The following is a 25,268-nucleotide window of genomic DNA, read 5'->3' on the forward strand; positions in this document are numbered from 1 at the left end:
TCACTCCAGCTGGATATCCACGGAGCCCAGTGTACGGGCCGCGGTCCACCGGGTTTTCCGGACGTGTGCGGTCTCACCCGTCGCGCAGCGTGACCTGCACCGACAGCGCGCGGACGGCGGCCTCCTCCAGCACGGCCCGGCCGGGCTCGCCGACGTCGAGCACGCGGGGTTCCGCACGGGCGAACAGCGGCGCCAGCCGGCGGTCCTCGCGCAGCTCGTCGAGCGCCCGCCGGTCGCCGCCGAGCACCACGGCATCCATTTCGGACAGCCGCGGCACGAGCACCTCGAAGGCGTCCTTGGCGGCGTCCTGGAGCGCGTGGCGGGCCTGTCCCGCGCGACGCCTCGCGAAGCGCTGCTGCGACCAGCCACCGGCCGCCGAGCGGCCCTGGACGAGGTGCCGGTGGGTGCGCGAGACCTCGATCCGGCCGCCCCGCGCGATGCCGACGCTGTGGCCGCCCCGGCGCACCAGCACGAGCGCGATCGTCCGCGGAACCAGCGCGTGCGCGACCAGCCCGGCCACCGAGGGCTCCCCAAGCGGTCCGAACGGGACAGTGGCGGTCGCGGTGGTGCCGTCGGCCGCCGTCACGCGGACCTCGTGCGGGCCGGCTTCGGTGCCGGCGATGCCGTCGTGCCGCTCGGCGAACCGGGCGAAGAACCCGGCCAGCCGCTCGGGCGGCACCTCGACCGCGCGCCCGCCGCCCGCGACGTCCCGCGCCTTCGCCATGGCCAGAAGGTAGCGCCCCAATGTGGCGTTGGTTGCGTCCGACGCACCCAATGTGGCGTTCGGTGCGTTGGACGCACCGAACGCCACATTGGGGCGCTTGGGGCCTACAGCGGGTGCACCGGGCCGTTGTTCGTCACGCCCCGCACGTTCGACGGCGCGCCGGCCGCCGGGGGCTGCACGAACCCGTTGATGTGCAGGGCCACCGCGCGGATCGTGCCGGAGTCGCTCGCGGCGGCGTCGACCACCGAGAACGTCCACGTGCCGTCCGCCGCCGCACCGGCGAGGTTGCCGGTCAGCGCCTGCGCCGGCCGGTACGTGCCGGTGAACGGCGCGTTGGCCGAGGTCACCGTGCTGAACGCGGTCGCCGCGTTGTCGGCGAAGACCACCTGGCACAGGTTCTTGCCCGAACCGCCGTTGCGCTGGAACACCGTCGCCTTGGCGCCCGAAGGCGCGGTCAGCGTGCCGACGAGGTCACCGACGTAGGAGTGGCTCAGCCCCACCGTGGTCGACGCCGGATCGGTGCTGCAGGTGGTGCCGTCCACCGAGAACGTCACCTTGGACGCGCGGCCGACCCCGGTGACCGGGATGGTCACCGACGCCCCGACCGGGCTGTTGTCCGGGATCGCCACCGGCGCGCCGGTGTAGGCGAAGTCCTGCGCGACCGGCGACGGGGTGCCGACCGGCAGCGAGAACGTCGACGTCGTCGGCGAGTGCGAGCCGGCGAAGGTGACGCGGGCGTTCAGCACCACCGGCACGCCGAGCTGCTGGCTCGCCGGGACGGTGATGGTGAAGTCGTTGACGCCGGTCTGTCCCGGGCTGATGGTGCCGTAGGACTTGGCCCGCGGCGCCACCGTGACGCCCGGGGTCGGGCTGGTGAGCACGACGCTGGTGGACACCGCGGTGCCGTCACCGTCGTTGGTCACCGGCAGCGTCACCTTGGCGGTGTCGCCCGGGTCGAGCGCCGAGCCGCCGTCGGCCGGGGTGACCGTCGGCTGCTTGGCCACCGCGAGGGGCTGCGGGCTGGCGCCGGTGTAGGCCAGCACCTTGTCCGCGAGGATGACGCCGGCCCCGGTGAAGTTGTCGCGGCCCGGGGTTTCGATGTCGATCGCGGTGTTGATCAGCGCTTCGCGCACCTCCGCGGGCGGCAGGCCGGGGTTGCCGGACAGCACGAGCGCGGCGATGGCGGCCGCGTGCGGGGCGGCGGCCGAGGTGCCGAAGAACGGGTTGAACCCGGTCACGCTGGTCTGCACGCCGTCGGCCGCGGTGATCTCCGGCTTGTTCCGGACCTCGCCGCCGGTCGAGGAGACGTTGCCCGGGGTGATCGGCGTGCCGTTGGCTTCGTAGAACACGCGGCGCGGACCGTCGGAGGTGAACCGCTCGGCCTTGGTGGCGCCGCTGAACGAGCCCGGGTACGGGCCCGCCGGGTTGGCCGGGTCGCCCGGCTCGAGGGCCCGGCCGAACGCCTTGGCCGCCGGGGCGGCCGCGACGCTGAAGGCGTCCCGCGCGGCCGAGTGGCCGACCGTCACGCCCGGGGTGTTGAACGCCTTGAGGCCGTCCGCCGAGTCGGAGAACCGGCCGCGCAGCGCGGAAAGCGAAAGGTAGCGGTTCTGGCCGGAGAACTTGACGATGGCCAGGCGCAGCCCGGTGCCGCCGAACGTGGGCGTCTGCAGGATCTCGTACGGGTCCTGGGTGCCGTCCTGGACGTTCTGGCTGAAGCTGACCACGGCGCCCGCGGCGTTGAGCAGGTAGAGGTCGTAGTCGTTGGCGGACGCGCCGATCGGGTCCGACCAGTGCAGCGTCACCGGGACGCCGGCCGAGGACGCGTTGGAGATCGGCTCGTAGATCTGGTTGCCCGCCGCGCCGGCGAAGTTGTGCGCGGTGCCGGCGAACTTGCCGATCGCCTTGCCGGAGTCGGCGAAGTCGCCTTCCCAGTGCCCGGCGGTGCCGCTGGCGACGTTGCCTTCGTTGCCCGCGGACGAGAAGTACAGCGCGCCGTCGGCGGTGACGTCGTTCACGGCCTGGGCGATGATCCAGTCCTGGAACGGCGATTCCTTGAAGTAGATGACGTCGTCGACGATGACGTCGCAGTGCGACTCGAAGCGCAGCTTGCGGATGTTGTCCGCGAAGCTGGCGTCGGAGTTGAACGCCGAGGCGAAGCCGAGCGCGGCGCGGGGCGCGAGGTCGTGGATGATCTCGAGCATCGCGGTGCCCTCGTCGCCGTCGCCCTCCTGACCGGCGATGACGTCGACGTCCGGCGGCAGTTCGCCCTTGGCCTGCGAAGCGGCGAGGGAGTCGACGCCGTCCGACAGGGCGCACGCCTTGACGCCGACGCCGGTGACGCCGAACTGCTGGCGGGCGATGTCGGCGTTGTGCGCGCGGTCGCCTTCGCTGACCAGCGGTGCGGCCGCGACGGCGCTGCGCTGGGCCTTGGCGCTCAGGGCCTTCTGCAGCTCGCCGGCGATGCGATCGGCCTTCTGCTGCTTGGTTTCCGCCGGGGTACCGGCCTTGCCCGGCGTCGCCGCCGGGGTGGCCAGCTCGCGGGCGGTCATCGCCTGGTCGGCCTGCTCGACCCGCTTGACGTCGCCGCGCGCGGCGATCTCGCTGACCTTGGCCACCGGGACCTCGGCCCGGACGCTGGCGTACCGGTCGGACACCGCGCGGATGCCCGCCCCGGCCTTGGTGAGCCCGGCGATGAGGTCGGGCGAGACCTTGCTCGCCCGGATGTCGACGACGACGGTGCCGCCGGCGCCCACGCCGGACTGCAGCGCGTTCAGCTGCTTCCCCAGCCCCTTTTCGGCGACCAGCAGCTTGCTGTCTACTTTGGACTCGGTGGCGGTGCGGCCCGCCTTGACCGCCTGCAGCGCGGCGATCTGCTGTTGCGCGGTTTCGCTGAAACTGTCCGGTGTGGACGCGGTCGCGGCGCCCGCGGCGGGCGGCGAGACGAGGCCGAGGGCGGCGAGCAGCGCCGCGGCCCCGGCGGTCAGGACGGTGGTTCTCGATCTGTTGGAACGGGTACGACGCACGGGCGCCCTCCGATTCTCCAGGCGCGTGCCCCGACTCACGCTGACCGACGCCGGTGATCACCGGCTGGATCCAGCTAAGTACCGGGTGTTCTCCGTAAACATCAGCCGTTCGAGTGACAAAGGACGGATAATTTCCCGAATAGGCCGGATGACGTAGGCCGTTCAGCGCAGCGGTGAACCAGTCACCGGACACGCACCGGACAAATGATCGTCCCACCGGTGTCCGCAAGGGTGACCACGGAGTGGGAAGTCCACAAACCACTCACCGGCAGCGTGCAACCGGCGGGGCCGTGGGGGAGGTTCGTTACCGCCGGGGCCCGCCGCTCAGAGCACGAACGAATCCGACCACGGCTGGGCGGCCCGGCCCGACAGCGCGTCCAAAAGGGTCACCGCCTGCTTGTCGGTCAGCGAAGCCACGAAGTCGACCACCGCGCGGCCGCGAGCCAGCCCGCGCACCGCGTCGGCCCCCGTCACCGGTTCGCCCGTCGCGCCCACCAGCAGCTCCGGCGCCGAGCGCGCCAGCCCCGCGTACTCCGCGCGGGCCAGCTCGACCAGGTCGTGCAGGCGGCGCGGCAGGCGGGACACCTCGTCGCGGTCGAGCAGCCACGCGTCGAGCGCGTCGACCAGGCTCGTCACCACGCCGGCCTGGCCGCGCTGGTGCAGCGCCAGGTCCGGGCGCAGCAGCACGAACCGGCGGTGCACGAACTTGAGCACCTGGACCTCGTGCCACTGGGCGGGCCGCAGCGAGACGTGCCCGGTGCGCGTGGACGGCGAGGCCACCAGGAAGACGCCGTCGACCAGGCGGGCCGTCCAGTTCGCGGAGAACGCCGCCGTCGCCTGCTCGGCCTCGATCGAGCCGTCGAACTCGCCGGCCAGCAGGCCGTCGACCAGCTCCGCGCGCACCCGGGCGACCGCGGCCGCGAACGCGTCGTCGTCGACGATCCACGCGTCCTTGGCGTGCAGGCGGCGGCGGAGGCGTTCCAGCGACCGGCCCGGGCGGCGCAGGTCCGCGTGCAGCGTCTCGTCGTCCAGCGCGGCCAGCTCGGCCGCGTGCTCGAGCCACTCCCCCAGCTCGGCCGCGACCGGCGCGTGCTGCAGGACGCCGATGCGGTGGAAGTCCTGCAGGTCGTGGATGGCGTAAGCGATGTCGTCGGCGGTGTCCATCACGGACGCTTCGACGGTCTGCTGCCACCCTTCGACGCGCCCGGCGAAGGCCGCACGCGCCTGCTCGAAGTCGTCGAGTTCGGTGGCGTAGGCGGAGAACTTGGCCGCGCCGGTGCCCGGCAGGCCGCCCGGCTCGGCCGCCCCGCGCGGCGGCACGGCCAGCTCGGACGGGTGCGGTGCGGGGTGGTGCAGCCGCAGCCACGGGTACTTGAGCACGGCGGCGCGCACGGCGGCGGTCAGATCGAGGCCGATCGCCGACGGCCCGCGCACGTCGGTGGTGGTGATGATCCGGAACGTCTGCGCGTTGCCCTCGAAGCCGTCGGCGAGGCCGAAGCGGTGGCGGGCGATCCGGTCGAGCGTCTGCTCGCCGAGGTGCCCGAACGGCGGGTGCCCGAGGTCGTGGGCGAGCGCGGCGGCCTCGGCGACGTCGGGGTCGCAGCCGCCGAGCTTGTCGGCCAGGCCGGCGTCGGGCCCGGTGGTGACCCGCTCGGCGATGGCCCGGGCGACCTGCGCGACCTTGAGGCTGTGGGTGAGCCGGTTGTGCAGCAGCCCGGCCCCGCCGGCGCTGACGACCTGCGTCACCCCGCCGAGCCGCGCGAAGAACGGCGACGCGGCGATCCGGTCGCGGTCGATCCGGAACGGGCTGGTCGCCAGGTCGGTGAACCCGCCGACGTTCGCCACGGGATCGCGCCGCGCGGCCCGCGGGTCGGTGTGCTCGCTGCCCTGATCCATGCGCCGACCTTATCCGCAGGTTCACCTGAACGGCGGGCAGGCGCGTGGGTACCCCGCGGGCATGTCCCGACGGATGGTCACGACCCTGGCCGCGCTCGCCTTCGCCGCGGCCGCGTGCGGCGCCCCACCCGGCTCACCCGCCACGACGACTCCGACCACGACCGCGCCCTCGGCCTCCGCTCCGGCGGCGCCGATCAAGGTCCCGGATGTCTCCGGCATGAACCACCAGGACGCCCAGGACGCGATGCAGCGAGCCGGCCTCTACAACCTGCGCGAGGTCGACGGCACCGGCCAGGGCCGCGCGCTGGTGATCGACCGCAACTGGCGCCAGACGGGCCAGGACCCGGCGCCCGGCACCGAAGTCCCGCCCGACGCGGTGATCACCCTGACCGCGGTCAAGTACACCGACCGCTGATCCGCGCGGGGCATCACTCCGGCTGGCCCGTGTAGGCGGCCAGGCAGCGATCGGCCTGGGCGCGGGCCACCGCCTCCTCCTCGCCGCCGGCCACGTGTGCCGCGTACCACGCTTCGCCGGCCGCGGTCACGAACTCGACCCCTTCGGGTGATGCCATCCAGGCCATCGCCTCCTGCGGGTCGACGACGTACGCGGGGCCGGCGGCCAGGTGCCGGACCAGGGCCGTCAGGGCCATGTCCCAGCCGATGCCGACCGCGCCCGGGCCGAACTGCTCCCAGTGGTCGTCGACGTGCGCGACGTGCTCCAGCTCGAACCGCGTGCCGTCGCCTTCGGGCGTCAGGCGGACCTCGATCCAGCTCACGCCGCCGTGCATCTCCCACGTCGCGGCGAAGCTCTTGGGCGGGTCGCAGCGCTCGACCGTGCCGCCCGCGTTGCCCTCCAGCTGGTACTTCCCGCCCACGCGCAGCTCGCCGGACACCGGCAGGAACCAGCGCGGGATGCGCTCGGCGTTCGTCACCGCGTCCCACATGTCGTCGGCGTCGGTGTCGTAGACCTGGCTGATGGTCATGACGCGCGCCTCACCCGCCTCGAGCACGCGCTTGCCGACCGTCCGGCGGACGGCGCTGATCTGGTGGCTGACGTCGATCACGGTGGTTCTCCTTCGGTGCGGCGCCGGGCACGCTTGCCGCGGGCGATTTCGGTGGCCAGGGCGTCCAGCGGCGGCGTCCAGGACCGGCGGAACCGGTCCAGCCAGCCGTCGACGTCCCGCAGCGGGGCGTGCCCCACCGCGTACAGACGCCGCGTCCCGTCCTGGCGGACGATGGCGAACCCGTTCTCCCGCAACACCTTCAGGTGCTGGGAGACGGCCGGCTGCGAGATGCCGAACTCGGCCCGGATCACCTCGGTCACCGCGCCGGCGGCCCGTTCGCCGTCGGCCAGCAGCTCGAGGATCCGGCGGCGGACCGGGTCGCCGAGGACGTCGAACGCGTGCACCCGGCCAAGCTACAAGTAGCAACTTATATAAGTCAACACTGAAACAGGTACGCCGATGGGGGTAATCCCCGGTGAACATCAGTCGACATCGGTTCCCCTTCACCGCGCGAGCCGAGACGATCGGCCCGTGAAGTCGCCACGCGCGGTCCGCTTCGCCTTCCAGCCGCTGTACAGCCTCCACACCGGGGGCGTCGTGGCGCACGAAGCGCTGGCCAGGCCCGGCCACGGAACGGTCCCCGAGCTCCTCACGCAGGCGCGCCGCGAAGGCCGCCTCGCCGAGGCCGACCTCGGCCTCGCGGCCGCCGCCGTCCGGCAGGACGCCGAGAACCCGACCGCACTCCCCCTGCACCTGAACGTCTCGGCCCGCACCCTCGCGGCGCCGCCGTCGATGTACGACGACCTCCTCGAAGCGCTCGGCGACGCGGGCCGCCGCACCCGTGACGTCGTCCTGGAGATCGGCCCGCCGTTCGCGCCGCTGCCCGCCGGCCGCGCGCTCGCCGGGATGCGGGCGCTCACCGAGCTCGGCTTCCGGCTGGCGCTCGACGGCCTCGGCCGCGGCGACCTGCCGCTGGCCCTGCTCGTCGAGGCGCCGATCGACCTGGTGAAACTCGACCGCACGGTGCTGCGCGGCCTGCCGGACGAGCCGGCCGCGGTCGCCGTGGTCGAGGCGCTGCTGCACTACACGAACCGCACCGGCACCCGGCTCGTCGCGACCGGGGTGGAAACGGACGCACAGCTCGACGCCGTCCGCGGCCTCGGCGTCCGGATCGCGCAGGGGCACCTCCTCGCGCCGCCGACCGCGGCCGGGCCCGCGCCGGCCCTGCTGACGCGCGGCCGTCCCGCGGCCCCGGCGCCGGCGCCGTGCGTCGGCGACTTCCTCCGCCCGGCGACGACGCTGCCGGAGACGGCGACCTGCGACGAGGTCCGCGCGGTGCTCGCGGCGGCGGACGCGCCCTCGGGCGTGGTCGGCGTGGACGAGCTGAACCGGCCGCGCTGGTCGGTCGACCGGACGCGGTTCCTGGTGGCGGTCACCGGCCCGTACGGGCACGCGCTGCACGCGAAGCGCCCGGCGGCCCGGCTCGCGGACGCGCCGCACACGATCGAGGGCCGCGCGGGCGCGATGGAGTTCCTCGAGCTGGTCACCGACGCCGACTGGGGCCGCACCGGCGACGACGTGGTCGTGGTCGACGAGCTCGGCCGCTGCCTCGGCGTGGTGCTGGTGACCGAGGTGGTCCGCGGCGTGGCGGAGGCGAAGGTGGAAGCGGCGGCGGCGCTGAACCCGCTGACGCGGCTGCCGGGCAGCGACACGATCGCCCGCGACGTGGGCCGCCGCATCACGATCGGCGAGCCGTTCGTGGCGGCCTGGCTGGACATCGACAGCTTCAAGGAGGTCAACGACACGGCCGGCTTCGCGGCGGGCGACCACCTGATCCGCGAGCTGGGCGCGGCCCTGACGGACCTGGCCGGCGGCCTGCGCCGGATGCGCGTGAGCCACGTCGGCGGCGACGACTTCCTGGTGGTCTGCGACGTCGACGAAATCGCCACGGTGGCGGGCGCGCTGCTGGACCGCCACTGGACGGCGGAGGGCCTGCCGGTGACCGTGTCCCTGGCGACGCTGGTGTGCGCGAGCGGGGCGATCGGTTCGTACCAGGAGGTTTCGCGGTTGCTGGCGCCGTTGAAGAAGCGCGCGAAGGCGGTGCCGGGGTCGAGCTGGGTGCTGAGCCGCCCGGGTTCGGACCGGGTGGAAGTGCTGCGCGGCATCGGAACCCGCGGCCTGCAGGCGGCGGCCGGCTAGCGCTCACGCCCAGTCCAGCGTCAGCTGGGCCGGGATCGCCGCGGCCGCCCACTTCACGTACTCCTCGTGCGCCCAGCCGCACACCGTCGTCAGGTGGTCGTACGCCTCGTGGGACGTGATCAGCCCGATCGCGTCCGCCAGCCGGCCCGCCGAACCGCCTGCCGGGGCCAGGCCCGCCGCCGAGAGCCGGTCCGCGATCTCCGCGCGGCGGGCCACCGCCAGCTCGGCCCGGACTGCCGCCACCTTCGGGTCCGCCGCGGCCGCCGTGGTGAACGCGCGCCAGATCGGCAGCGACCGGTGCACGCCCGCGGCCACGCTCGCCACCACCGCCGGCAGGTCCGCCGGGCCGGCCGGGCCCGCCAGCGCGTCCAGGTTCACCGCGTCGGGGTCGCCCGCGAAGCCGTCCCGGAACGCGGCCAGCAGCAGCTGCGGCTTGCGGCCCGTCTGCGTCACCGTCTCCAGGCTCACCCCGGCCTCGGCGGCGATCTGCCGCATGCTCGTGCCCGCGTAGCCGCGCGCGGCGAACAACTCCCCCGCCGTCGCCACCACGTGGGCCCGCGTCCGGCGCGCGCGGGCTTCGCGCACCGGCGACGCGTAACGGCGTCGCGCGCCTTCGGGTACCGTCATCAATTGGATGGTACAACGTATCGCTCAAAGGGGAGCCATGACCCGTGTCCTCGTTTGCGTCCAGCCCGCCCGGGGTCACGTCGGCCCGACGAAACCGATCGTCGAAGCCCTGGTCGCCGCCGGGCACGAGGCCCTCGTCGTCACCGGCGCGCGCTACCGGGAGACGTTCGAGAAGCTGGGCGCCGCCGTCGAGCCGCTGCCGCCGGAGGCCGACTTCGACGAGACCGACCTCGACGGCTCGATCCCCGGCCGCGCCGGGAAGCGCGGCCTCGGGCTCGCCCGGTTCGAACTCGCGAACTTCGTCCGCGCGATGCCGCACCAGCTGAGCGTCATCGACCGGCAGCGAGCGGACGTCGTCCTGTGCGACCCGCTGATGATGGCCGGGCTCGCGCTGGTCCGCCGTGAGCACCGGCCACGCCTGCTCACGCTGGGGTTCCTGCCGTTCCTGCCGCCGGTGCCGACCGGCCCGCCCGGCCGGTTCCCAGGGCTGGTGCTCAAAGCGCTCGCGCCGCTGGTGACCGGACCGGCGCAGAGACTGGCACACGACCTGCTCGGCGGCGACCCCGGCATGCGGTTCACGGACTGGCCGCTGCACAGCGACGGCGTGCTGCAGATGACCTGCCCGGGCTTCGAATACCCGCGCCCGGGCGCGCCGCTGCACTTCATCGGGCCGACGACGGTCAGTGCGGCGAGCGAGCACCCGCTGCCGCCGTGGTGGGCCGACCTCGACGACGGACGGCCGGTGGTGCACGTGACCCAGGGGACGATCGCGAACGACGACCTCGGCCGGCTCGTCGAGCCCACCATCGACGCCCTGGCCGGCGAGGCCGTCCTGGTCGTCGTGACGACGTGCGGCGCGCCGCCGCGGCCCGGCCCGCTGCCGGCGAACGTGCGGGTGGCGGACTTCCTGCCCTACGACGAGCTGCTCCCCCGCTGCGCCGCCATGGTCAGCAACGGCGGGTACGGCGGCGTCAACGGCGCCCTCCGCTACGGCGTGCCGCTGGTCGTGGTCGGGGCCAGCGAGGACAAGCGCGAAGTCGCGGCCCGGGTCGCCTGGTCCGGGGCCGGGATCGGCCGCGCCCGCACTTCGGCCTCACCGCGCACGCTGCGGCGAGCCGTCCGCGCCGTCCTCGACGACCCGCGCTACCGCACCCGCGCGCGGGAACTGGCCGCAGAAATGACCGCCGGCCCGACGATGGCCGAGGTGGTCGAGCTCATCACCCAGCCCTGCCGCGGCTCGTCGTGAGGGCCAAGGCGAGTTCTGACTCGCCTCAAGCGCTCACGAGCCGTGCGCGGCGAGATAGCTCGCGAACCGTTCGTCGACTTCCTCGGGCGTCAGGCCGAAGTCCGCCAGACTGTATCGGTGCACCGGTTTCCGGTCGCCCGTCCGGCTCGCCTCGTGCACCGCCGTCATGGCCGCCCGCGCCTCGGGCGTGAACTCCAGTCCGAAGTGGTCGTACACAGTGGACACCGTGCCGATCGGGTCCGCCACGAAGTCCTCGTACCGCACGTCGCAGAACTGCGCGGCGTTGTGGCGCTCGCGGGCCCAGCCGAACTCGTCCGCTCCCCGCGCCCACAGGTCGAGCTGCCCGTGGCCGATCACTTCGCCGCGGAACTTCGAAGACCAGCCGTCCGCGGCCTTCTCCGCCAGGCTGCACATCGACGCCATGATCGTGCGCGGCGCCCGGTGGGTCTGGATGACCAGCGCGTCCGGGTAGTTCGCCATCAGCGCGTCCAGCGCGAAGAGGTGGCTGGGGTTCTTGAGCACCCAGCGCCGGCCCGCGTCCGGCAGGCCGATCAGCTGCAGGTTGCGCTTGTGCCGGGCGTAGGCGTCCGTCCAGTCCTGTTTGGCCAGCCAGCGCGAGTACCGCGGCAGGTGCGCGAGGCACTCGAACGACACCGAACGCATCGACTGGCGCAGCAGCTGCCAGCACTCCTCCACCTGGTCGGCGGACATGTGGTGCACGCCCATGAACTCCGGGTGCTCGACGTGGTGGCGTTCGTAGCCGGCCTGGATGCCCCGGAAGACCGGGTTGTCCGCCCACGAGTCCCGCGGCGGCCGCGGCTGCGGGACCTCGGCGAGCCACACTTCCAGGCCCTGGTGTGCGGGGTCCTCGGCGAGCAGCCGGTGCAGCGCCGTGGTGCCCGTGCGCGGCAGGCCGGTGACGAAGATCGGCCGCTCCACCCGGACATCCGCGTACGCCGGGTTCTGCTTCCACGACGCCTCGCTCAGCAGCCGCGCCACCAGAGCGCCGCGCAGCATCGCCCGGTGCACCTTGTTGCCGTACGGCGTCAGTTCCTCGTCCGCCTCGTACGACTCCAGCAGCACACGCAGGCCTTCGGCGTATTCGTCCGCACCGAAGTCGCCGAGGCCGGTGAGCTTCGACGCCGAGGCGTGCAGGTCGTCGAAGGTGCCGACGTCTTCCCGGCCGGGGCGCATGGATCCTCCTAGTGGTGGTACTCGCCGCCGTTGACGTCGAGGCACTGCCCGGTGATCGCGCGGGCCATCGGCGAGGCGAGGAACACCACGGCGTCGGCGATCTCGTCGGGTTCCGGCAGCTTGCGCAGGTCTGTTGTGGACGCCGTTTCCGCGTACACCTCTTCGGGCGTGATGCCGCGTTCCTTGGCCAGGTAGGCGAAGTACCACTGGAGGTTCGGTCCCCAGATGTACCCGGGCGCCACGGTGTTGACGCGGACGCCGTCCGGCCCCAGCTCGCTGGCCAGGCTCTGGGACAGCGAAAGCAGCGCCGACTTCGCCATCTTGTAGGCGCCGAACGTCTTCCGCGAATGCCGCAGCACGGCCGAATTGATCATCACCAGCGAGCCCTTGCTCTCCTTGAGCGAAGGCAGGAACAGCCGGGTCAGCCGCAGCACCGAGATCGCCGCCGTCTCGAACCCCGCGCGGACCGCGTCGAAGTCCACAGTGGCCAAATCGGTCAGCGGCGGGACGGCGAAGGCGTTGTGCACCACCGCGTCCACCCGGCCGAACGCCTTGACCGCCTCGGTCACCAGGTTCGCCGCGGAATCCGCGTCGTCGATGTCGGTCCGGACCGCGACCGCCCGGCGCCCGAGGTCGGTGACCTCCTTCGCGACTTCGGTGAGCCGCGACTCGGTGCGGGCGGCCAGCACGACGTCGGCGCCGGCCAGCGCGCTGCGCACGGCGATCGACCGGCCGAGCCCAGGGCCGATCCCGGAGACGACGACCACCTTGTCCTGCAGCAGGTTGTCCACGCTCACCCCAGCATCCGGGCGGCGACGGCGTCCTGCCGGGCCGCGATCCGCGCCGCCCACTGCTCCGGCGTCACCCGCGCGTCGGCGTGGTGGGGCAGCCGGTCGGGCAGTTCGTCGGTCTTGACCACCTCGACGACCGGGCCGTCGGCCGGGCCGAGGTCGCGCGCCAGCCGCTGCCAGCGGATCTGCACGTACCCGCGGTCGTGCCCGGTGAGTTCCAGCCAGTTCGCCAGGCCGGGGTCGCGCTCGCTGATCACGAACCGGATCTTGCCGTCCGGATCGACGTGCGCCTGGTCGGCGGTGAGGCTCGTCTGGTGGTTGATGTAGTCGAGCGAGACGTACCAGAGGCTGCCGAGCTGAATGCCCTGGTACGGCGCGTCCGCGCAGCGCGGCACGGTGACGATCATCGCCTCTTCGGGGCCGAGCTCGTAGTGCCCGGCCGAGGAGAACTGCGTGGTGAGCCCGCCCGGTGTCGAGCGCGGCTCGGTCATCGTGTTCACCGGCAGGTTGTCGTAGAACCACTTCGGGAAGGCCAGGAACGTCTTCAGCCGGCTCAGCAGGATCTTGCCGGTGACGCCGTAGCGCTTGGCCAGCGCGGACCGGTCCGGCACCGGCGGCGCCTGGCCCGCGGTGTCGACGCACCGGATGCGGATCTCGCCGCGCCGCTCGGTCGCCCAGTCGCTGTGGACCTCGCGGACCACGAGCATCGACGAGCCCTTGCCGAGGACGAAGAAGTTCGGCCCCGGGTTCTCGCGGGCCGGGCCGAACCGCAGCTCGAACCGGCCGTCGGCCCCGATTTCGAGGGCGCGGTCGTCGAACGCGGCCAGGCTGTCGGGCACCTCGACCGGCGAATAGTCGCCGTTGAGGACCTGGAAGCTCAGGTCGGCGGTGGTGCCGCGGACGCCGGTGACCAGGTATTCGCGGTCGTCGCGGATGTTCGCGTTGAAGTACAGCGTGTCCGGGTTGTCCAGGCCCATCTTCGTGTACGGCCCGGTGGAGGCGGTGAAGTACGGGAAGTCGCGCTGGTAGGCCCAGGTTATCTGCAGGGACGCCCGGATGCTGCCGGCGAGGTAGTCGTAGCCCTCGAGCAGGCCCTGCTCGGTCTGCGCCGGCGGGGCCGCGGCGATCAGCTTTTCGGCCTCGACGATGGCGTCGGCGAACGGCCGGGTCAACGAGAACTCGTTCTCGATCATGCCGGGACGGCCCAGCGGTTGGCGATCAGCCGGAAGCCCGGGACGCTGTCGAAGGACAGCATCGACTCGTAGGTCCGGACGTACCCGATGTGGGACATCCGCCAGGCGCCGTCGTCGTCGCGGCGGTAGGTGTCCTCGTAGAACGCGGCGCCTTCGATGATCACCTTGTGCTCGGGCACGATGACCTTGTCGGTGAACGACCACCGCCCGGTCGCGGTGTCGCCGTCGACCTCGATCTCGGGCTGACCGGCGTGGTGCACCGTGATGATGCCGTTGCCGAGGCTCTGGGTGAGGAAGCCGACGATGGCGTCGCGGCCTTCGAACTGCTTCCCGTCACCGCCCACCGCGTGCGTCCCGTAGTCGGCCGTGGCGTCGACGGTGAACGTGCCGGCCACCTCGTCCCACAGTTTCAGGTCCACCCCGCGCAGGTACCGGTACTTCAGCCGCTTGATCTCTTCGAGTACGACCAGGTCCATCCCCACAGCGTCCCGCACCGCTTGACCAATGACAAGAACATGTTCTACTTTTTTCCGGTGTCCGTGACCTCGTACGAGCTCTCGCACCTGGCCGCGCTCGAGGCGGAGGCCGTGCACGTCTTCCGCGAAGTCGCGGCGACCTTCGAGCGCCCGGTCCTGCTCTTCTCCGGCGGCAAGGACTCGGTGGTGATGCTGCACGCCGCCGCCAAGGCGTTCTGGCCGGCGCCGCTGCCGTTCCCGGTGCTGCACGTCGACACCGGCCACAACTTCGACGAGGTGCTGCGGTTCCGCGACGAGACCGTCGCCGCCCTGGGCCTGCGCCTGCTCGTCGCGAGCGTCCAGGACGACCTCGACGCCGGTCGCGTCGTCGAGGAGACCGGGCCGGGAGCCGGCCGCAACCGGCTGCAGACGGTGACGCTGCTGCGGGCGATCCGCGAGGGCGGCTTCGACGCCGTGTTCGGCGGCGCCCGCCGGGACGAGGAGAAGGCCCGCGCGAAGGAGCGGGTCTTCAGCTTCCGCGACGAGCACGGCCAGTGGGACCCGCGGGCGCAGCGCCCCGAGCTGTGGAACCTCTACAACGGCCGGCACCGCCGCGGCGAGCACATCCGCGTCTTCCCGCTGTCGAACTGGACCGAGCTGGACATCTGGCAGTACATCCGGGACGAGCGGATCGCGCTGCCGCCGCTGTACTACGCCCACCAACGCCCGGTGGTCCAGCGCGACGGCATGCTGCTGGCGGCCACCCGGTTCCTGTCCCTTGTGGACGGCGAACAGCCGTACGAGGCGACCGTGCGCTTCCGGACCGTCGGCGACGCCACCTGCACCGGTTGCGTCGAGTCCTCGGCGGCGACACCGTCCGAAGTGGTCGCCGAGGTGGCCGCCACCCGCGTAACCGAGCGCGGGGCGACGCGCGCCGACGACCGGATTTCCGAAGCAGGCATGGAAGACCGCAAGCGAGAGGGCTACTTCTGATGCAGCTGCTGAGGATCGCCACGGCGGGAAGCGTGGACGACGGGAAGTCCACGCTGATCGGCCGGCTGCTGTTCGACTCGAAGGCGATCTTCACCGACCAGCTCGCCGCCGTCGAACGCGCCAGCCGCGACCGCGGCGAGGACTACCCGGACCTCGCGCTGCTCACCGACGGCCTGCGCGCCGAGCGCGAACAGGGCATCACGATCGACGTCGCCCACCGCTACTTCGCCACGCCGCGGCGCAAGTTCATCATCGCCGACACCCCGGGTCACCTGCAGTACACGCGGAACATGGTGACCGGCGCCTCCACCGCCGACCTGGCGCTGATCCTCGTCGACGCGCGCAAGGGCGTCCTCGAACAGTCGCGGCGGCACGCGTTCCTCGCCTCGCTGCTCGGGATCGGGCACCTCGTGGTGTGCGTGAACAAGATGGACCTCGTCGGCTGGTCCCCGGAGCGGTTCGACGAGATCCGCGAGGACTTCCGCCGGTTCGCGATGAAACTCGACGTCGCCGACCTGACCTTCGTGCCGGTTTCCGCGCTGCACGGCGACAACGTCGTCCACCGCAGCGCGAGCATGCCGTGGTACGAGGGCACTTCGCTGCTGCACCAGCTTGAAGAGGTGCACGTCGCTTCCGACCGCAACCTGATCGACGCCCGGTTCCCGGTGCAGTACGTCATCCGCCGGTCCGATTTCCGCGGCTACGCGGGCACCATCGCGGGCGGGGTGTTCAAGCCGGGCGACGAGGTCGTCGCGCTGCCGTCCGGTTTCACCTCGAAGGTGCGCGCGGTGTGGGGCCCGGGCGGGCAGCCCCTGGACGAGGCGTTCACGGGGCAGGCGGTGGCCGTCGAGCTGGCCGACGACCTCGACCTCGGCCGCGGGGCCATGCTGTGCCGCCCCGGCAACCGGGCCGGATCGGCCCGCGAGGTCGATGCCCTGGTCTGCTGGTTCTCCGAGCGCGCCGCCCTGACGCCGGGCGCGACCTACGCGGTCCGGCACACGACCACCGAGACGCGCGGCACGGTGGAGCGGCTGGAATACCGCCTCGACGTGACCACCCTGCACCGTGACGAGACCGCGGAAGCGCTGGCCTTGAACGACATCGGCCGCATCCGCCTGCGGACGCGCAGCCCGCTGCTGTTCGACCCGTACCGCCGCAACCGCGCGACCGGCGGGTTCCTGCTGGTCGACGAGCACACCGGCGACACGGTCGCGGCGGGCATGATCACCGGCGCCCCGGCGTCCCCGGTGGTCTGGCACACGGCGGCGGTCCGCCGCGAGGACCGCCCGACCCGCGGCGCGACGGTGTGGCTCACCGGGCTGTCGGCGTCGGGCAAGTCGTCGGTGGCGGTCGAACTGGAACGCCGGCTGGTCGCGGCGGGCCGCCCGGCGTACCTGCTGGACGGCGACAACCTGCGGCACGGCCTCAACGCCGGGCTGGGGTTCAGCCCCGGGGACCGCGCGGAGAACGTCCGGCGGGTGGCGGAGGTGGCGCGCCTGTTCGCGGACGCGGGCGTGGTCGCGATCGCGTCCCTGATCAGCCCGTATTCGGAAGATCGGGCCCGGGCGCGGGCGGTGCACGAGGGCCTGCCGTTCGTGGAGGTCTTCGTCGACACGCCCCTGGAGGTCTGCGAAGCCCGCGACCCGAAGGGCATGTACGCGAAGGCACGCGCGGGCGAGATCACCGGCTTCACGGGCATCGACGCGCCCTACGAGCGTCCGTCGGCCCCCGATCTGGTGCTGCGCCCGGGCGACGGCGACCCGGCGGCGATGGCGGCGGCGATCCAGGCCCGGCTCGACGACCTCGGCTGAAATTCGCTTGCCCGCGCCTTCTAGGGTGGGCGGCATGACGTCGGTCAGGCAGGTCCAGGTCACCTTCGACTGCGCGGATCCCGAGCGCGTCGCCCGGTTCTGGAGCGAGGTGCTGGGGTATGAGCTCCAGGGCACCGCCTGCACCGACCCCGTCGGGGTGGGCCCGCGGCTGTACTTCCAGCGCGTGCCCGAAGGCAAGGTCGTCAAGAACCGCGTGCACCTCGACGTCCGGGTCGGCACGGGGCTCGCCGGCGAAGAGCGGCTGGCCGCGCTCGAGGCCGAGGGCGCACGGCTGGTGGCGCTCGGCGCGGTCCGCGGGCAGCTCCTGCTCGCCGACGACGAAAACGAGTCGTGCCTGAACATGCGGGACGTCGAGGGCAACGAGTTCTGCCTGGACTGAGTGCGTCTCAGTCGACCGGGACGTAGGCGCCGTCCTTGCGGGCGGCGGCGAGGTCCGCGTGCGAGGACGCGCCGGTCATGAAACGCCCTCGCACGACGCGGACGTAGGCACCGTCCAGCGGGAAGACGAGCACGACCTTCGGTCCGCCGGTTCCGCGCAGCACGGCCCCCGCCCGCAGGTGGCCGAGGAATTCGATGATGTCGCGTTCGATTCCGGCGGCAGATTCGCGCTGGTCGTCCCGCGAGATGTCGTACAGGTCGGTGTCGATGTCGTAGGTGACGCGCCGGCCGCTCGACGGGTCCCGCGCCTCGAATTCAAGGCCGAGCCAGCGCCCCGGCTCGACGATCACGGTGGCCTCCCACGTCGACCCGGTCAGCCGCCACTTCACGCAGGCGCCGGCCTCCTCGGCGAGCACCACCGTCCACGGGGTGCTCGCCTGCAGCTCACGCAGGAAGCCGAGGAGGCGCGCACCGGACACGGCTATCCGGCTTCCAGCACGAAGAACAGGAAACTCGGGAAGGTGTCGAGGAGTTCGAAATCCCCGGGGAACAGTTCCCGCGCCGCCGGCACCGGGTGCGGTTCGCTGATCGCCGCGATGCGGAAGCCGGCCGCGGTGAACGCGTCCGTCATCGCGTGCAGCGGCTTGTTCCAGAACGTCATGCGCGCCTTGCGGCCGTGCAGCTCGAACTCGTCGGTCCAGGTGTACGGCTCGAAGTAGTCCGGCCGGGGCCCTTCGTGACGGTGCGTGACGTTGACCATCATCGGGTGGTTCACCGACGCGATGAGCCGGCCGCCGGGCTTCAGCACGCGCCGCAGCTCGGCCAGCGTCGGGGCCCAGTCGCGCAGGTAGTGCAGCACCAGGGACGCCATGACGTCGTCGAACTCCGCGTCCCCGAAGGGCAGCGGCTCGGCCAGGTCGGCGACCCGCAGGTCAACGTCCTCGCCGACCAGGCGCCGGGCCTGCGCCAGCATGCCCGCGCTCTGGTCGATCCCGGTCACGACGGCGCCCTGGTCCCGCAGCGCCGCGGACAACGGGCCCGAGCCGCAGCCGACGTCGAGGATCCGCCGCCCGGCCACGTCCCCGGCCAGCGCCAGGGCCGCGGGCCGCTCGTAGTAGGCGTTCATCAGGCTGTCTGCGTTCTCGGCCGTGTACGCCTCGGCGAATTCGTCGTATGCCGCAGTCATGGCGCCCATCATGCCCGAATCATCCCGAGGGCGTCACGAACCCGGAATCGTAGGCCCGGACCACCGCCTGGGTCCGGTCGCGCGCGCCGAGCTTCGCCAGCACGTTGCCCACGTGGGTCTTCACCGTCTGGACGCCCAGGTACAGCTCGCCGGCGATTTCCACATTGGACAGCCCGCCGGCCATCAGCCGCAGCACCTCGCGTTCGCGCTCGGTCAGCCCGGCGCCGGCCAGGCCGTCACCCGCCGGCGCGTGCCGGGCGGCCAGCCGGCGCAGTGCCGCCGGGAACAGCAGCGACTCCCCCGCCACCACCGTCCGGATCGCCGCGACGATCTCCTCCGGCCGGGCGCGCTTGAGCAGGAACCCGCTGGCGCCCGCGAGGAGCGCGTCGTAGACGTAGTCGTCGTTCTCGAAGGTGGTCACCACGATCACCTTCGGCGGCGTGTCCACAGTGGACATCAGGAGCGTGGTGGCCCGGATCCCGTCCACCGCGGGCATCCGCACGTCCATCAGCACGACGTCGGGGCGTAGCCGGGCGACCAGCCCGGGCACCTCCGCGCCGTCGGTGGCTTCCCCGACCACCGAAAGGCCGTCCTCGCTGTCGACGATCGCCCGCAGCCCGGCCCGGATCAGCGGCTCGTCGTCGACCAGCAGCACGCGCACGCTCATCGCCCGCTCCCCCACGGCACCCGCACCACGACCTCCCACCGCTCGTCCACCGGCCCGGCCGACAGCTCGCCGCCGAGCACCGCCACCCGCTCGGACATCCCGCGCAGGCCACGGCCGCCGCCCGCCCGGCCGGGGCCGCTCGCCAGCGGGTTCGCGACCCGCGCGCGCAGCTCGTGCGCCGCGACCCCGACGACCACCGCCACCGGGACCCCACCGGCGTGGCGCACCGCGTTGGTCAGGCATTCCTGCAGGATCCGGTACACCTCGCGGGACACTACCGGCGGCACGGCGGCCAGGTCGCCGCCGATCTCGGCGGCCACCTCGGTGCCGGCCAGCCGGGTCGTTTCGAGCAGCGCCGGCAACGCGGTCAGCAGCGGCTGCGGCGCCCGGCCCGCCGCCTCCTCCCGCAGCAGCCCCAGCACGTGGTCGAGGTCGCCGAGCGCGGTGCGCGCCGACTCCTCGATGGCGGCCAGCGCCCGCTCGGTGAAATCCGGGTCGGTGCGCAGCGTCCGCCGGGCGGCACCTGCCTGGATGGTGACGACGCTCAGCGCGTGCCCGACCGAATCGTGCAACTCGCGGGCCAGCCGGTTGCGCTCGGCGAGCTGTTCGGTCCGCCGTTCGAGCCGGGCGATCCGGTCGGCGGCGGTCGTCCCGAGCAGCACGGCCGCGGCCCGGCGCAGCAGCCCGCCGGCCACCCCGACGGCGTAGACCAGCAGCACCAGGCCGAGCAGGAAGACCAGCGGCAGCCACACCGACGCCCAGCCGGCCGGCACCAGGACCTGGTCGCCGGCGTCGGTCCGGAACAGGTGCCCGGTGAAGACGGCGCTGACGGACAGCCCGATCGCGACCGGCGCGGCGAGGCTGCAGAAGCTGACGACGAACCCGGCCCCGACGTGCAGCACGAACATCGCGGCGGCCCGCAGCCGGCCCTGGCGCGTGTGCGGTTTCGCGGGCGCGTCCGGCACCGGGTCGTCCAGCAGCTCACGGACGGCGGTCGACTCCAGCACGTGAACCGCGGGCAGGAACGCCGTCCCGGCGAGAACGGCCAGGGTGAGCAGGCCGCCGACCACGGTGGCCCGCCCCAGCGTGGTGACGAAGGGCAGCAGCGACGGCACGGCAACGGCGGCGAACAGGATGTAGGGCACGCTGATGGCGCCACCGAGCACGAGGTAGACCCAGCGGCGGTAGGTCGCCTTGCTCGTCAGGGGCCGGAAGATCCGCACGGGCCGATCTTCGCAGCCGGAACCCCGGGTGCGCCTCCCTCCCGCGGTGGACCCGCGTCACCCGTCGCCGCCGGGCGGCGTCACCACGGTGCGGCGGAAGTGGGCGAAGATGACCGACGTCCGGACGTCGACGATCTCGCGGCGCTGCGTCAGCCGGTCGAGGACGAACCCGCTCAGCTGGTCGTTGTCGGCGACGGCGATGTGGAGGAGGAAGTCGTCGCTGCCGGACATGACGAAGACGGACAGCACCTCGGGCAGGCCCTCGACGAAGGCGCGGAAGGATTCGATGACGGCCCGGTCGGGTGGCCGCAGCCGCACGGCGACCATGGCCTGCACGGGCCGCCCGACCTTCTTCAGGTCGACGTCGACGGTGTGCCCGCGCACGATCCCCCGCCGGGTCAGCTCCCGCACCCGTTCGAGGCAGGTCGACTGCGCGATGTGCAGCCGGCGCGCGAGTTCCTTGTTGGTCTGCTTGGCGTCCTCCTGGAGCAGGGTCAGCAGGGCCGTGTCAAGTTCGTCCATCTCGCCTCTGCACTCGTGCTGTGGCTCGTGATATTCGCCATTTTCGGCAGTTCGCCGAATCTAGCACGGAGTTTCCCGGCTCCCGATCGTTCGCTGTTTACCGTGGCACCATGATCACCGATTCTCCGCGAACCCGCCTGGCCGTACCCGCCGTGCTGGGCGCCGCGCTGATCTGGAGCAGTTCGTTCGCGGTCACCAAGGTGGTCCTGTCGGAGGTCCCGCCGATGACCCTGGGTGCCCTGCGGTTCCTCGTGGCGGCGGCGATCCTCGGCGTGGCGGTGCACACGGGCCCGCACCGGCGGCGCCTGCCGTCGCCCCGGCAGCGCCTGTTCATCGGCGGGGCGGGCCTGCTCGGTATCACGGCGTACTTCGCGCTGGAGAACGTCGGCGTGGACCTGGCCACGGCGTCGGACGCAACGCTCATCGTCGCGTCCTACCCGCTCCTGACCCTGGTCCTGTCCGGGCGCACGGCGTTCTCGCCGGTCCGGCTGACGGGCATGCTGCTGGCGATCGCGGGCGTCTGGCTGGTGGTCGGGGGCAGGGGCGGCGGCACGCATTCCCTGTGGGGCGACGCGTTTCTGATCGCGGGCGGCGTGGTCTGGGCGGCGTACAACGTCATCGCCCGCCGGGACACCTCGGGCGCGTCGCCGATCGTGGTGACGTACTACCAGACTCTGGCGGGGGCAGCCGGGTTCGTGGTGCTGTCGGTGTCCGAAGTGGACCGGTGGAGCGTGCCCGGTGGGGGCACTGTGCTGCGGATCGGGTTCCTGGCGGGGCTGTGTTCGGTCGCCGCGTTCCTGCTGTACAACCACGGGCTTCGCGGGTTGGAGCCGAGTGTGGCGGTCAACCTGCTGAACATCGTCCCGGTGGCGGGCCTGGTGTGGGCGGTCGTCCTGGCCGGCGAGACGCTCTCGGTGCCGCAGATCCTCGGCGGCGCGGTCGTCATCGCCGGGGTCACCCTGGGCCTGCACCGGAAAAAGACCCGGGGCGGCCTTCGCGCGGAAGGCCACCCCGAGCCGGGTCAGTAAGCGACCGCGCGGTTCCCGGCCGCGGCCACCAAACCGTTCACCCACAACGACTGCACCTTCGCCGCCTCCGCCGCCGACGGCTTCGCGTTCTTGCACGCCGTCCCCGGGCCGTGGCCCGACATCAGTTCCGTGCACGGGCCGCTGTAGTGGTCCGGGAGGCCGAGGTTGTGGCCGAGCTCGTGGGCCGCGATGCGGGTCGGGTCGAAGCCCTCCGCCACCTGGCTCGTGTCCAGGTAGATCTGGCCGCGGCCGTGGCCGTTCGTGTTCGTGTACGAGCCGCCGCTGTGGATCTCGTGGAACACGATCGTGGCGCTCGTGTTCCGCTTGACCAGCTTCACGTCGGTGACCGCGGCGTTCCAGTTGGCCGCGCCCTGGTCGATCTGGGCGAGGTAGTCCGGCGCGCCCGAAGAGCTGTAGTACAGCGTCGTGACAGCCGCCGCCGAAGCGGCCGGGGCGGTGGCCAGCCCCAGGCCCAGCGGGGCCGCGACCGCCGTGGCCAGGGCCACGACCCGGCCGATCACGCGTCCGTTCATCGTGTCTCCTTCGTCCGGTTCAGGAAGCACTTCACCGTGGTTCGCGCGATCAGGTTAGAAGGCCACCACCGGCGCGGCCACGGCCGAAAGTCGCTCCCTCCCGGGAGGGAGGCCGGTCCCGCCGCCGCGTGAGCCCCCGGCCCCGGCCGCCGTGGTCTGCTCGGTGCCGACGGAAGGGAACCGATGGACATCCTGCTGGGCCTGCTCACCCTCCCCCTGTACGTGCTTCTGCTGTGGCCGCTGGTGGCCGCGTCCCGGCGCGTGCTCGGCGTCCGGATCGGCGCCGTCCGCGCGCTGTGCGCCGCCGCGTTCGGCTGGCTCGTCGCCGGTGGCATCGGGCAGGCGTTCCCCGTTCCCCTGCTGCACAACGGCGGCGCGGCCCTCGGCCTGCTGATCCCGTTGGCGGGCAGCGCTTTCCTCGCGACGCTGATCTTCCTCTTCGTCGCCGAGCTCGCCCTGCCCCACGGCGTCGGGCTCGGCCGGTTGCCCGGCCGGCTCTCCCGCACCCGCCGGTACGCGCAGATCAGCCGGATCGCGCTCAAGCACGGCCTCGGCCGCTACCTGACCGGCCGGCGCGAGCCCGGCCTGGCCCCGGGCCGGCACGCCAAGCTCGCGCGGTCCCTGCGCCAGGCTTTGGAGGAGGGCGGCGTGACGTTCGTGAAGCTCGGCCAGCTGCTCTCCACCCGCGCGGACCTGCTGCCACCGGTGTTCGTCGACGAACTCGGCCGGCTCCAGGATCGGGTCGCGCCCGCCCGCGCCGACGCCGTGTGGGCCGTACTGGCCGACGAACTCGGCGGCACCCCCGACGAAGTCTTCGCCGAATTCGACTCCGAACCCCTGGCCGCCGCGTCGGTCGCGCAGGTCTACCGCGCCCGGCTGCGCAGCGGCGAAGAGGTCGTCGTGAAGGTTCAGCGGCCGGGCGTGCGCGAGCAGGCGGAACGCGACATCGCCATCCTCCGGCGCGTGGCCGCGGCGCTGGAGGACCGCACGGACTGGGCCCGGTCGCTCGGCGTCGCCGAGCTGGCCGACGGGTTCGCCACGGCCCTTGCCGAGGAGCTCGACTTCACCATCGAAGCCCGCAACATCACCGCCGTCGCCGCCGCGAGCTCCCCGGACGTCGTGCTCCCGAAGGTCCACAAAGGACTCTCGACCGACCGCGTGCTCGTCATGTCCCGCCTGGACGGCAAACCGCTCGCCACGGCCAAGGACACCCTGCCGGCCCCGGAACGCAAGCGGCTGGCGCGCTCGCTCCTGCGCTGCCTGCTCGACCAGGTGATGATCGGCGGCGTCTTCCACGCCGACCCGCACCCGGGCAACCTCATGCTGCTGGCCGACGGCCGGCTGGGCCTGCTCGACTTCGGGTCGGTCGGCCGGCTCGACACCGGGCTGCGCGGCGGCCTGCAGAACCTGGTGCTGGCCCTGGACCGCGGCGACCCGGCGGCCCTGCGCGACGGGCTCCTCGAAATCGTCGACCGCACCGGCGAAATCGACGAACAGCGCCTCGAACGCGCGCTCGGCGCCCTCGTCGCCCGGCACTTCGGCCCCGGCCGCACCCCGGACCTCGACCTGTTCACCGGCCTGTTCCGGGTGGTCACGGACTTCCGCCTGAGCGTGCCGCCGCCGGTGGCCGCGGTGTTCCGCGCCCTGGCCACGGTGGAGGGCACGCTCGCCGCGCTGGATCCCGGTTTCGACGTAGTCGCCGAGTCGCGGGCGTTCGCCGTCGAGCAGGTCGGCGCCGGGCTGAGGCCGGGCCCGCTGGGCCGCACGGCGCTCGGCGAGCTGACGGCACTGCTGCCGGTGCTGCGCCGCATCCCCCGCCGCATCGACCGGATCGGCGCGGCCCTCGAGGAAGGCCGGCTGTCGGTGAACGTCCGCCTGTTCTCCGACGAGCGTGACCGCGAGGTCGTCACCGGCCTGGTCCACGAGGTCCTGCTGGCCTGCACCGGCGCGGCGACCGGGCTGATGGCGGTCCTGCTGCTGACCGGCTCGGGCGGCCCCCGGATCGCACCGGACCTGACGCTGCACCAGGCGTTCGGCTACAACCTGCTGGTGATCAGCGCCCTGGTGGGACTGCGGCTGCTCTTCGTCGTCTTCCGGCGTTCCGGACGAGGGTCACGACCAGCCCGGTGACGCCGGCGAAGAACAGGGCGGCGCCGCCGAGCAGCCACCAGCGCAGCGCTGTCCCATCGCCCGCCGGACTGCGCTGTTACCCGGTTCGCGGCGCGTACATGATCACCGCGACCCCGGCCAGGCACAGCAGCGCGCCGAGCACGTCGTAGCGGTCCGGGCGGTAGCCGTCCGCCACCATCCCCCAGGCCAGCGAGCCGGCCACGAAGACCCCGCCGTACGCGGCGAGGATGCGGCCGAAGTGGGCGTCGGGCTGGAGGGTCGCGACGAAACCGTACACGCCAAGGGCCACGATCCCGCCGCCGATCCACAGCAGGCCGCGGTGCTCCCGGACGCCCTGCCAGATCAGCCAGGCGCCGCCGATTTCGCAGACGGCCGCGGCCAGGAACAGGAGGATCGACCGCAGGACCACGCCGGGATACTAGCT

General features: G+C 72.8%; 25 protein-coding genes. 8 read left to right on the plus strand and 17 right to left on the minus strand.

From position 1 onward, the window contains the following. Nucleotides 1-73 precede the first annotated feature (73 nt). From C2L59_RS39510 to C2L59_RS39520, 3 genes are all read right to left on the minus strand, one after another. Entirely contained in the window at nt 74-724 is a 651-nt protein-coding gene (locus C2L59_RS39510; protein ID WP_103354834.1) for an acVLRF1 family peptidyl-tRNA hydrolase, read from the minus strand. A gap of 104 nt (nt 725-828) precedes the next feature. Beyond that, nucleotides 829-3,747 carry a S8 family serine peptidase gene (locus C2L59_RS39515; protein ID WP_103354698.1) on the minus strand — a complete coding sequence of 973 codons (2,919 nt, stop codon included), beginning with the start codon at nt 3,745-3,747 and terminating at the stop codon, nt 829-831. Nucleotides 3,748-4,071: 324 nt separating this feature from the next. Further along, nucleotides 4,072-5,643, minus strand: coding sequence for a deoxyguanosinetriphosphate triphosphohydrolase family protein (locus tag C2L59_RS39520; RefSeq protein ID WP_103354699.1), 1,572 nt, complete (start codon nt 5,641-5,643; stop codon nt 4,072-4,074). A 61-nt stretch (nt 5,644-5,704) separates the two neighbouring features. On the opposite strand from C2L59_RS39520, the gene C2L59_RS39525 reads away from it, so the two are divergent. After that, the gene (locus C2L59_RS39525) at nt 5,705-6,058 is read left to right on the plus strand and encodes a PASTA domain-containing protein (protein WP_233223940.1); all 354 of its coding nucleotides are present in this window, start codon (nt 5,705-5,707) and stop codon (nt 6,056-6,058) included. Between the two features lie 13 nt (nt 6,059-6,071). Here C2L59_RS39525 and C2L59_RS39530 read toward each other — a convergent pair whose 3' ends face one another. Beyond that, nucleotides 6,072-6,707 carry an SRPBCC family protein gene (locus C2L59_RS39530; protein WP_103354701.1) on the minus strand — a complete coding sequence of 212 codons (636 nt, stop codon included), beginning with the start codon at nt 6,705-6,707 and terminating at the stop codon, nt 6,072-6,074. Continuing rightward, nucleotides 6,704-7,051: a helix-turn-helix transcriptional regulator gene (locus C2L59_RS39535; protein ID WP_103354702.1), complete on the minus strand. Its 348-nt coding sequence runs from the start codon at nt 7,049-7,051 to the stop codon at nt 6,704-6,706. The genes C2L59_RS39530 and C2L59_RS39535 overlap by 4 nt, the downstream gene beginning before the upstream one ends. Before the next feature lie 127 nt (nt 7,052-7,178). Between C2L59_RS39535 and C2L59_RS39540 the strand changes: the two genes are divergently transcribed. Then, nucleotides 7,179-8,846 (plus strand): GGDEF domain-containing protein, encoded by a 1,668-nt coding sequence (locus tag C2L59_RS39540; protein WP_103354703.1) that lies wholly within the window; start codon nt 7,179-7,181, stop codon nt 8,844-8,846. 3 nt (nt 8,847-8,849) lie between these two features. On the opposite strand, the gene C2L59_RS50135 is transcribed toward C2L59_RS39540, so the two are convergent. Further along, entirely contained in the window at nt 8,850-9,473 is a 624-nt protein-coding gene (locus C2L59_RS50135; RefSeq protein ID WP_103354704.1) for a TetR/AcrR family transcriptional regulator, read from the minus strand. Nucleotides 9,474-9,510: 37 nt separating this feature from the next. Between C2L59_RS50135 and C2L59_RS39550 the strand changes: the two genes are divergently transcribed. Next, a complete protein-coding gene (locus C2L59_RS39550) occupies nt 9,511-10,719 on the plus strand; it encodes a glycosyltransferase (protein WP_103354705.1) in 1,209 nt (402 codons plus the stop codon). A 33-nt stretch (nt 10,720-10,752) separates the two neighbouring features. On the opposite strand, the gene C2L59_RS39555 is transcribed toward C2L59_RS39550, so the two are convergent. From C2L59_RS39555 to C2L59_RS39570, 4 genes are read right to left on the minus strand one after another with little or no spacing between them, the layout of a single operon-like run. After that, complete coding sequence (locus C2L59_RS39555) at nt 10,753-11,913, minus strand: sulfotransferase (protein ID WP_103354706.1); 1,161 nt, start codon at nt 11,911-11,913, stop codon at nt 10,753-10,755. Between the two features lie 8 nt (nt 11,914-11,921). Next, nucleotides 11,922-12,710, minus strand: a complete 789-nt coding sequence (locus tag C2L59_RS39560; protein WP_103354707.1) for an SDR family oxidoreductase — start codon at nt 12,708-12,710, stop codon at nt 11,922-11,924. Further along, nucleotides 12,707-13,897, minus strand: a complete 1,191-nt coding sequence (locus tag C2L59_RS39565; RefSeq protein WP_103354708.1) for a hypothetical protein — start codon at nt 13,895-13,897, stop codon at nt 12,707-12,709. Before C2L59_RS39565 ends, C2L59_RS39560 begins: the two co-directional genes overlap by 4 nt. Beyond that, on the minus strand, nt 13,894-14,373 hold the full coding sequence (locus tag C2L59_RS39570) for a nuclear transport factor 2 family protein (protein ID WP_199199549.1): 480 nt from the start codon (nt 14,371-14,373) through the stop codon (nt 13,894-13,896). Before C2L59_RS39570 ends, C2L59_RS39565 begins: the two co-directional genes overlap by 4 nt. Nucleotides 14,374-14,412: 39 nt before the next feature. On the opposite strand from C2L59_RS39570, the gene cysD reads away from it, so the two are divergent. From cysD to C2L59_RS39585, 3 genes are read left to right on the plus strand one after another with little or no spacing between them, the layout of a single operon-like run. Then, complete coding sequence (gene cysD / locus C2L59_RS39575) at nt 14,413-15,345, plus strand: sulfate adenylyltransferase subunit CysD (RefSeq protein ID WP_199199551.1); 933 nt, start codon at nt 14,413-14,415, stop codon at nt 15,343-15,345. Beyond that, nucleotides 15,345-17,156 (plus strand): adenylyl-sulfate kinase, encoded by a 1,812-nt coding sequence (gene cysC / locus C2L59_RS39580; RefSeq protein WP_103354711.1) that lies wholly within the window; start codon nt 15,345-15,347, stop codon nt 17,154-17,156. Before cysD ends, cysC begins: the two co-directional genes overlap by 1 nt. A 34-nt stretch (nt 17,157-17,190) precedes the next feature. Continuing rightward, complete coding sequence (locus C2L59_RS39585; RefSeq protein ID WP_103354712.1) at nt 17,191-17,556, plus strand: VOC family protein; 366 nt, start codon at nt 17,191-17,193, stop codon at nt 17,554-17,556. A 7-nt stretch (nt 17,557-17,563) separates the two neighbouring features. Here the strand turns inward: C2L59_RS39585 and C2L59_RS49565 are convergent, their stop codons facing one another. Genes C2L59_RS49565 through C2L59_RS39610 form a run of 5 tightly spaced genes read right to left on the minus strand, consistent with a single transcriptional unit; the run spans nt 17,564 to nt 21,153 of the window. Beyond that, entirely contained in the window at nt 17,564-18,034 is a 471-nt protein-coding gene (locus tag C2L59_RS49565) for a hypothetical protein (RefSeq protein ID WP_233223941.1), read from the minus strand. A 2-nt stretch (nt 18,035-18,036) separates the two neighbouring features. Then, the gene (locus C2L59_RS39595; protein ID WP_103354836.1) at nt 18,037-18,741 is read right to left on the minus strand and encodes a class I SAM-dependent methyltransferase; all 705 of its coding nucleotides are present in this window, start codon (nt 18,739-18,741) and stop codon (nt 18,037-18,039) included. A 19-nt stretch (nt 18,742-18,760) separates the two neighbouring features. Next, nucleotides 18,761-19,408, minus strand: coding sequence for a response regulator transcription factor (locus C2L59_RS39600; protein WP_103354837.1), 648 nt, complete (start codon nt 19,406-19,408; stop codon nt 18,761-18,763). Then, nucleotides 19,405-20,631, minus strand: a complete 1,227-nt coding sequence (locus C2L59_RS39605; protein ID WP_103354713.1) for a sensor histidine kinase — start codon at nt 20,629-20,631, stop codon at nt 19,405-19,407. Before C2L59_RS39605 ends, C2L59_RS39600 begins: the two co-directional genes overlap by 4 nt. A 57-nt stretch (nt 20,632-20,688) precedes the next feature. Next, a complete protein-coding gene (locus C2L59_RS39610) occupies nt 20,689-21,153 on the minus strand; it encodes an Lrp/AsnC family transcriptional regulator (protein WP_103354714.1) in 465 nt (154 codons plus the stop codon). A gap of 110 nt (nt 21,154-21,263) precedes the next feature. Between C2L59_RS39610 and C2L59_RS39615 the strand changes: the two genes are divergently transcribed. Then, on the plus strand, nt 21,264-22,181 hold the full coding sequence (locus C2L59_RS39615) for a DMT family transporter (protein WP_103354715.1): 918 nt from the start codon (nt 21,264-21,266) through the stop codon (nt 22,179-22,181). On the opposite strand, the gene C2L59_RS39620 is transcribed toward C2L59_RS39615, so the two are convergent. Continuing rightward, nucleotides 22,175-22,714 carry a snapalysin family zinc-dependent metalloprotease gene (locus tag C2L59_RS39620; protein WP_103354716.1) on the minus strand — a complete coding sequence of 180 codons (540 nt, stop codon included), beginning with the start codon at nt 22,712-22,714 and terminating at the stop codon, nt 22,175-22,177. The two genes, C2L59_RS39615 and C2L59_RS39620, sit on opposite strands and share 7 nt — an antisense overlap. Before the next feature lie 183 nt (nt 22,715-22,897). On the opposite strand from C2L59_RS39620, the gene C2L59_RS39625 reads away from it, so the two are divergent. After that, the gene (locus C2L59_RS39625; protein WP_103354717.1) at nt 22,898-24,844 is read left to right on the plus strand and encodes an AarF/ABC1/UbiB kinase family protein; all 1,947 of its coding nucleotides are present in this window, start codon (nt 22,898-22,900) and stop codon (nt 24,842-24,844) included. 76 nt (nt 24,845-24,920) lie between these two features. Here the strand turns inward: C2L59_RS39625 and C2L59_RS39630 are convergent, their stop codons facing one another. Then, nucleotides 24,921-25,253 carry a YnfA family protein gene (locus tag C2L59_RS39630; protein ID WP_103354718.1) on the minus strand — a complete coding sequence of 111 codons (333 nt, stop codon included), beginning with the start codon at nt 25,251-25,253 and terminating at the stop codon, nt 24,921-24,923. Nucleotides 25,254-25,268: the final 15 nt, after the last annotated feature.

Source organism: Amycolatopsis sp. CA-128772 (assembly GCF_002904295.1).
In the GTDB taxonomy this organism is placed as follows: Bacteria; Actinomycetota; Actinomycetes; order Mycobacteriales; family Pseudonocardiaceae; genus Amycolatopsis.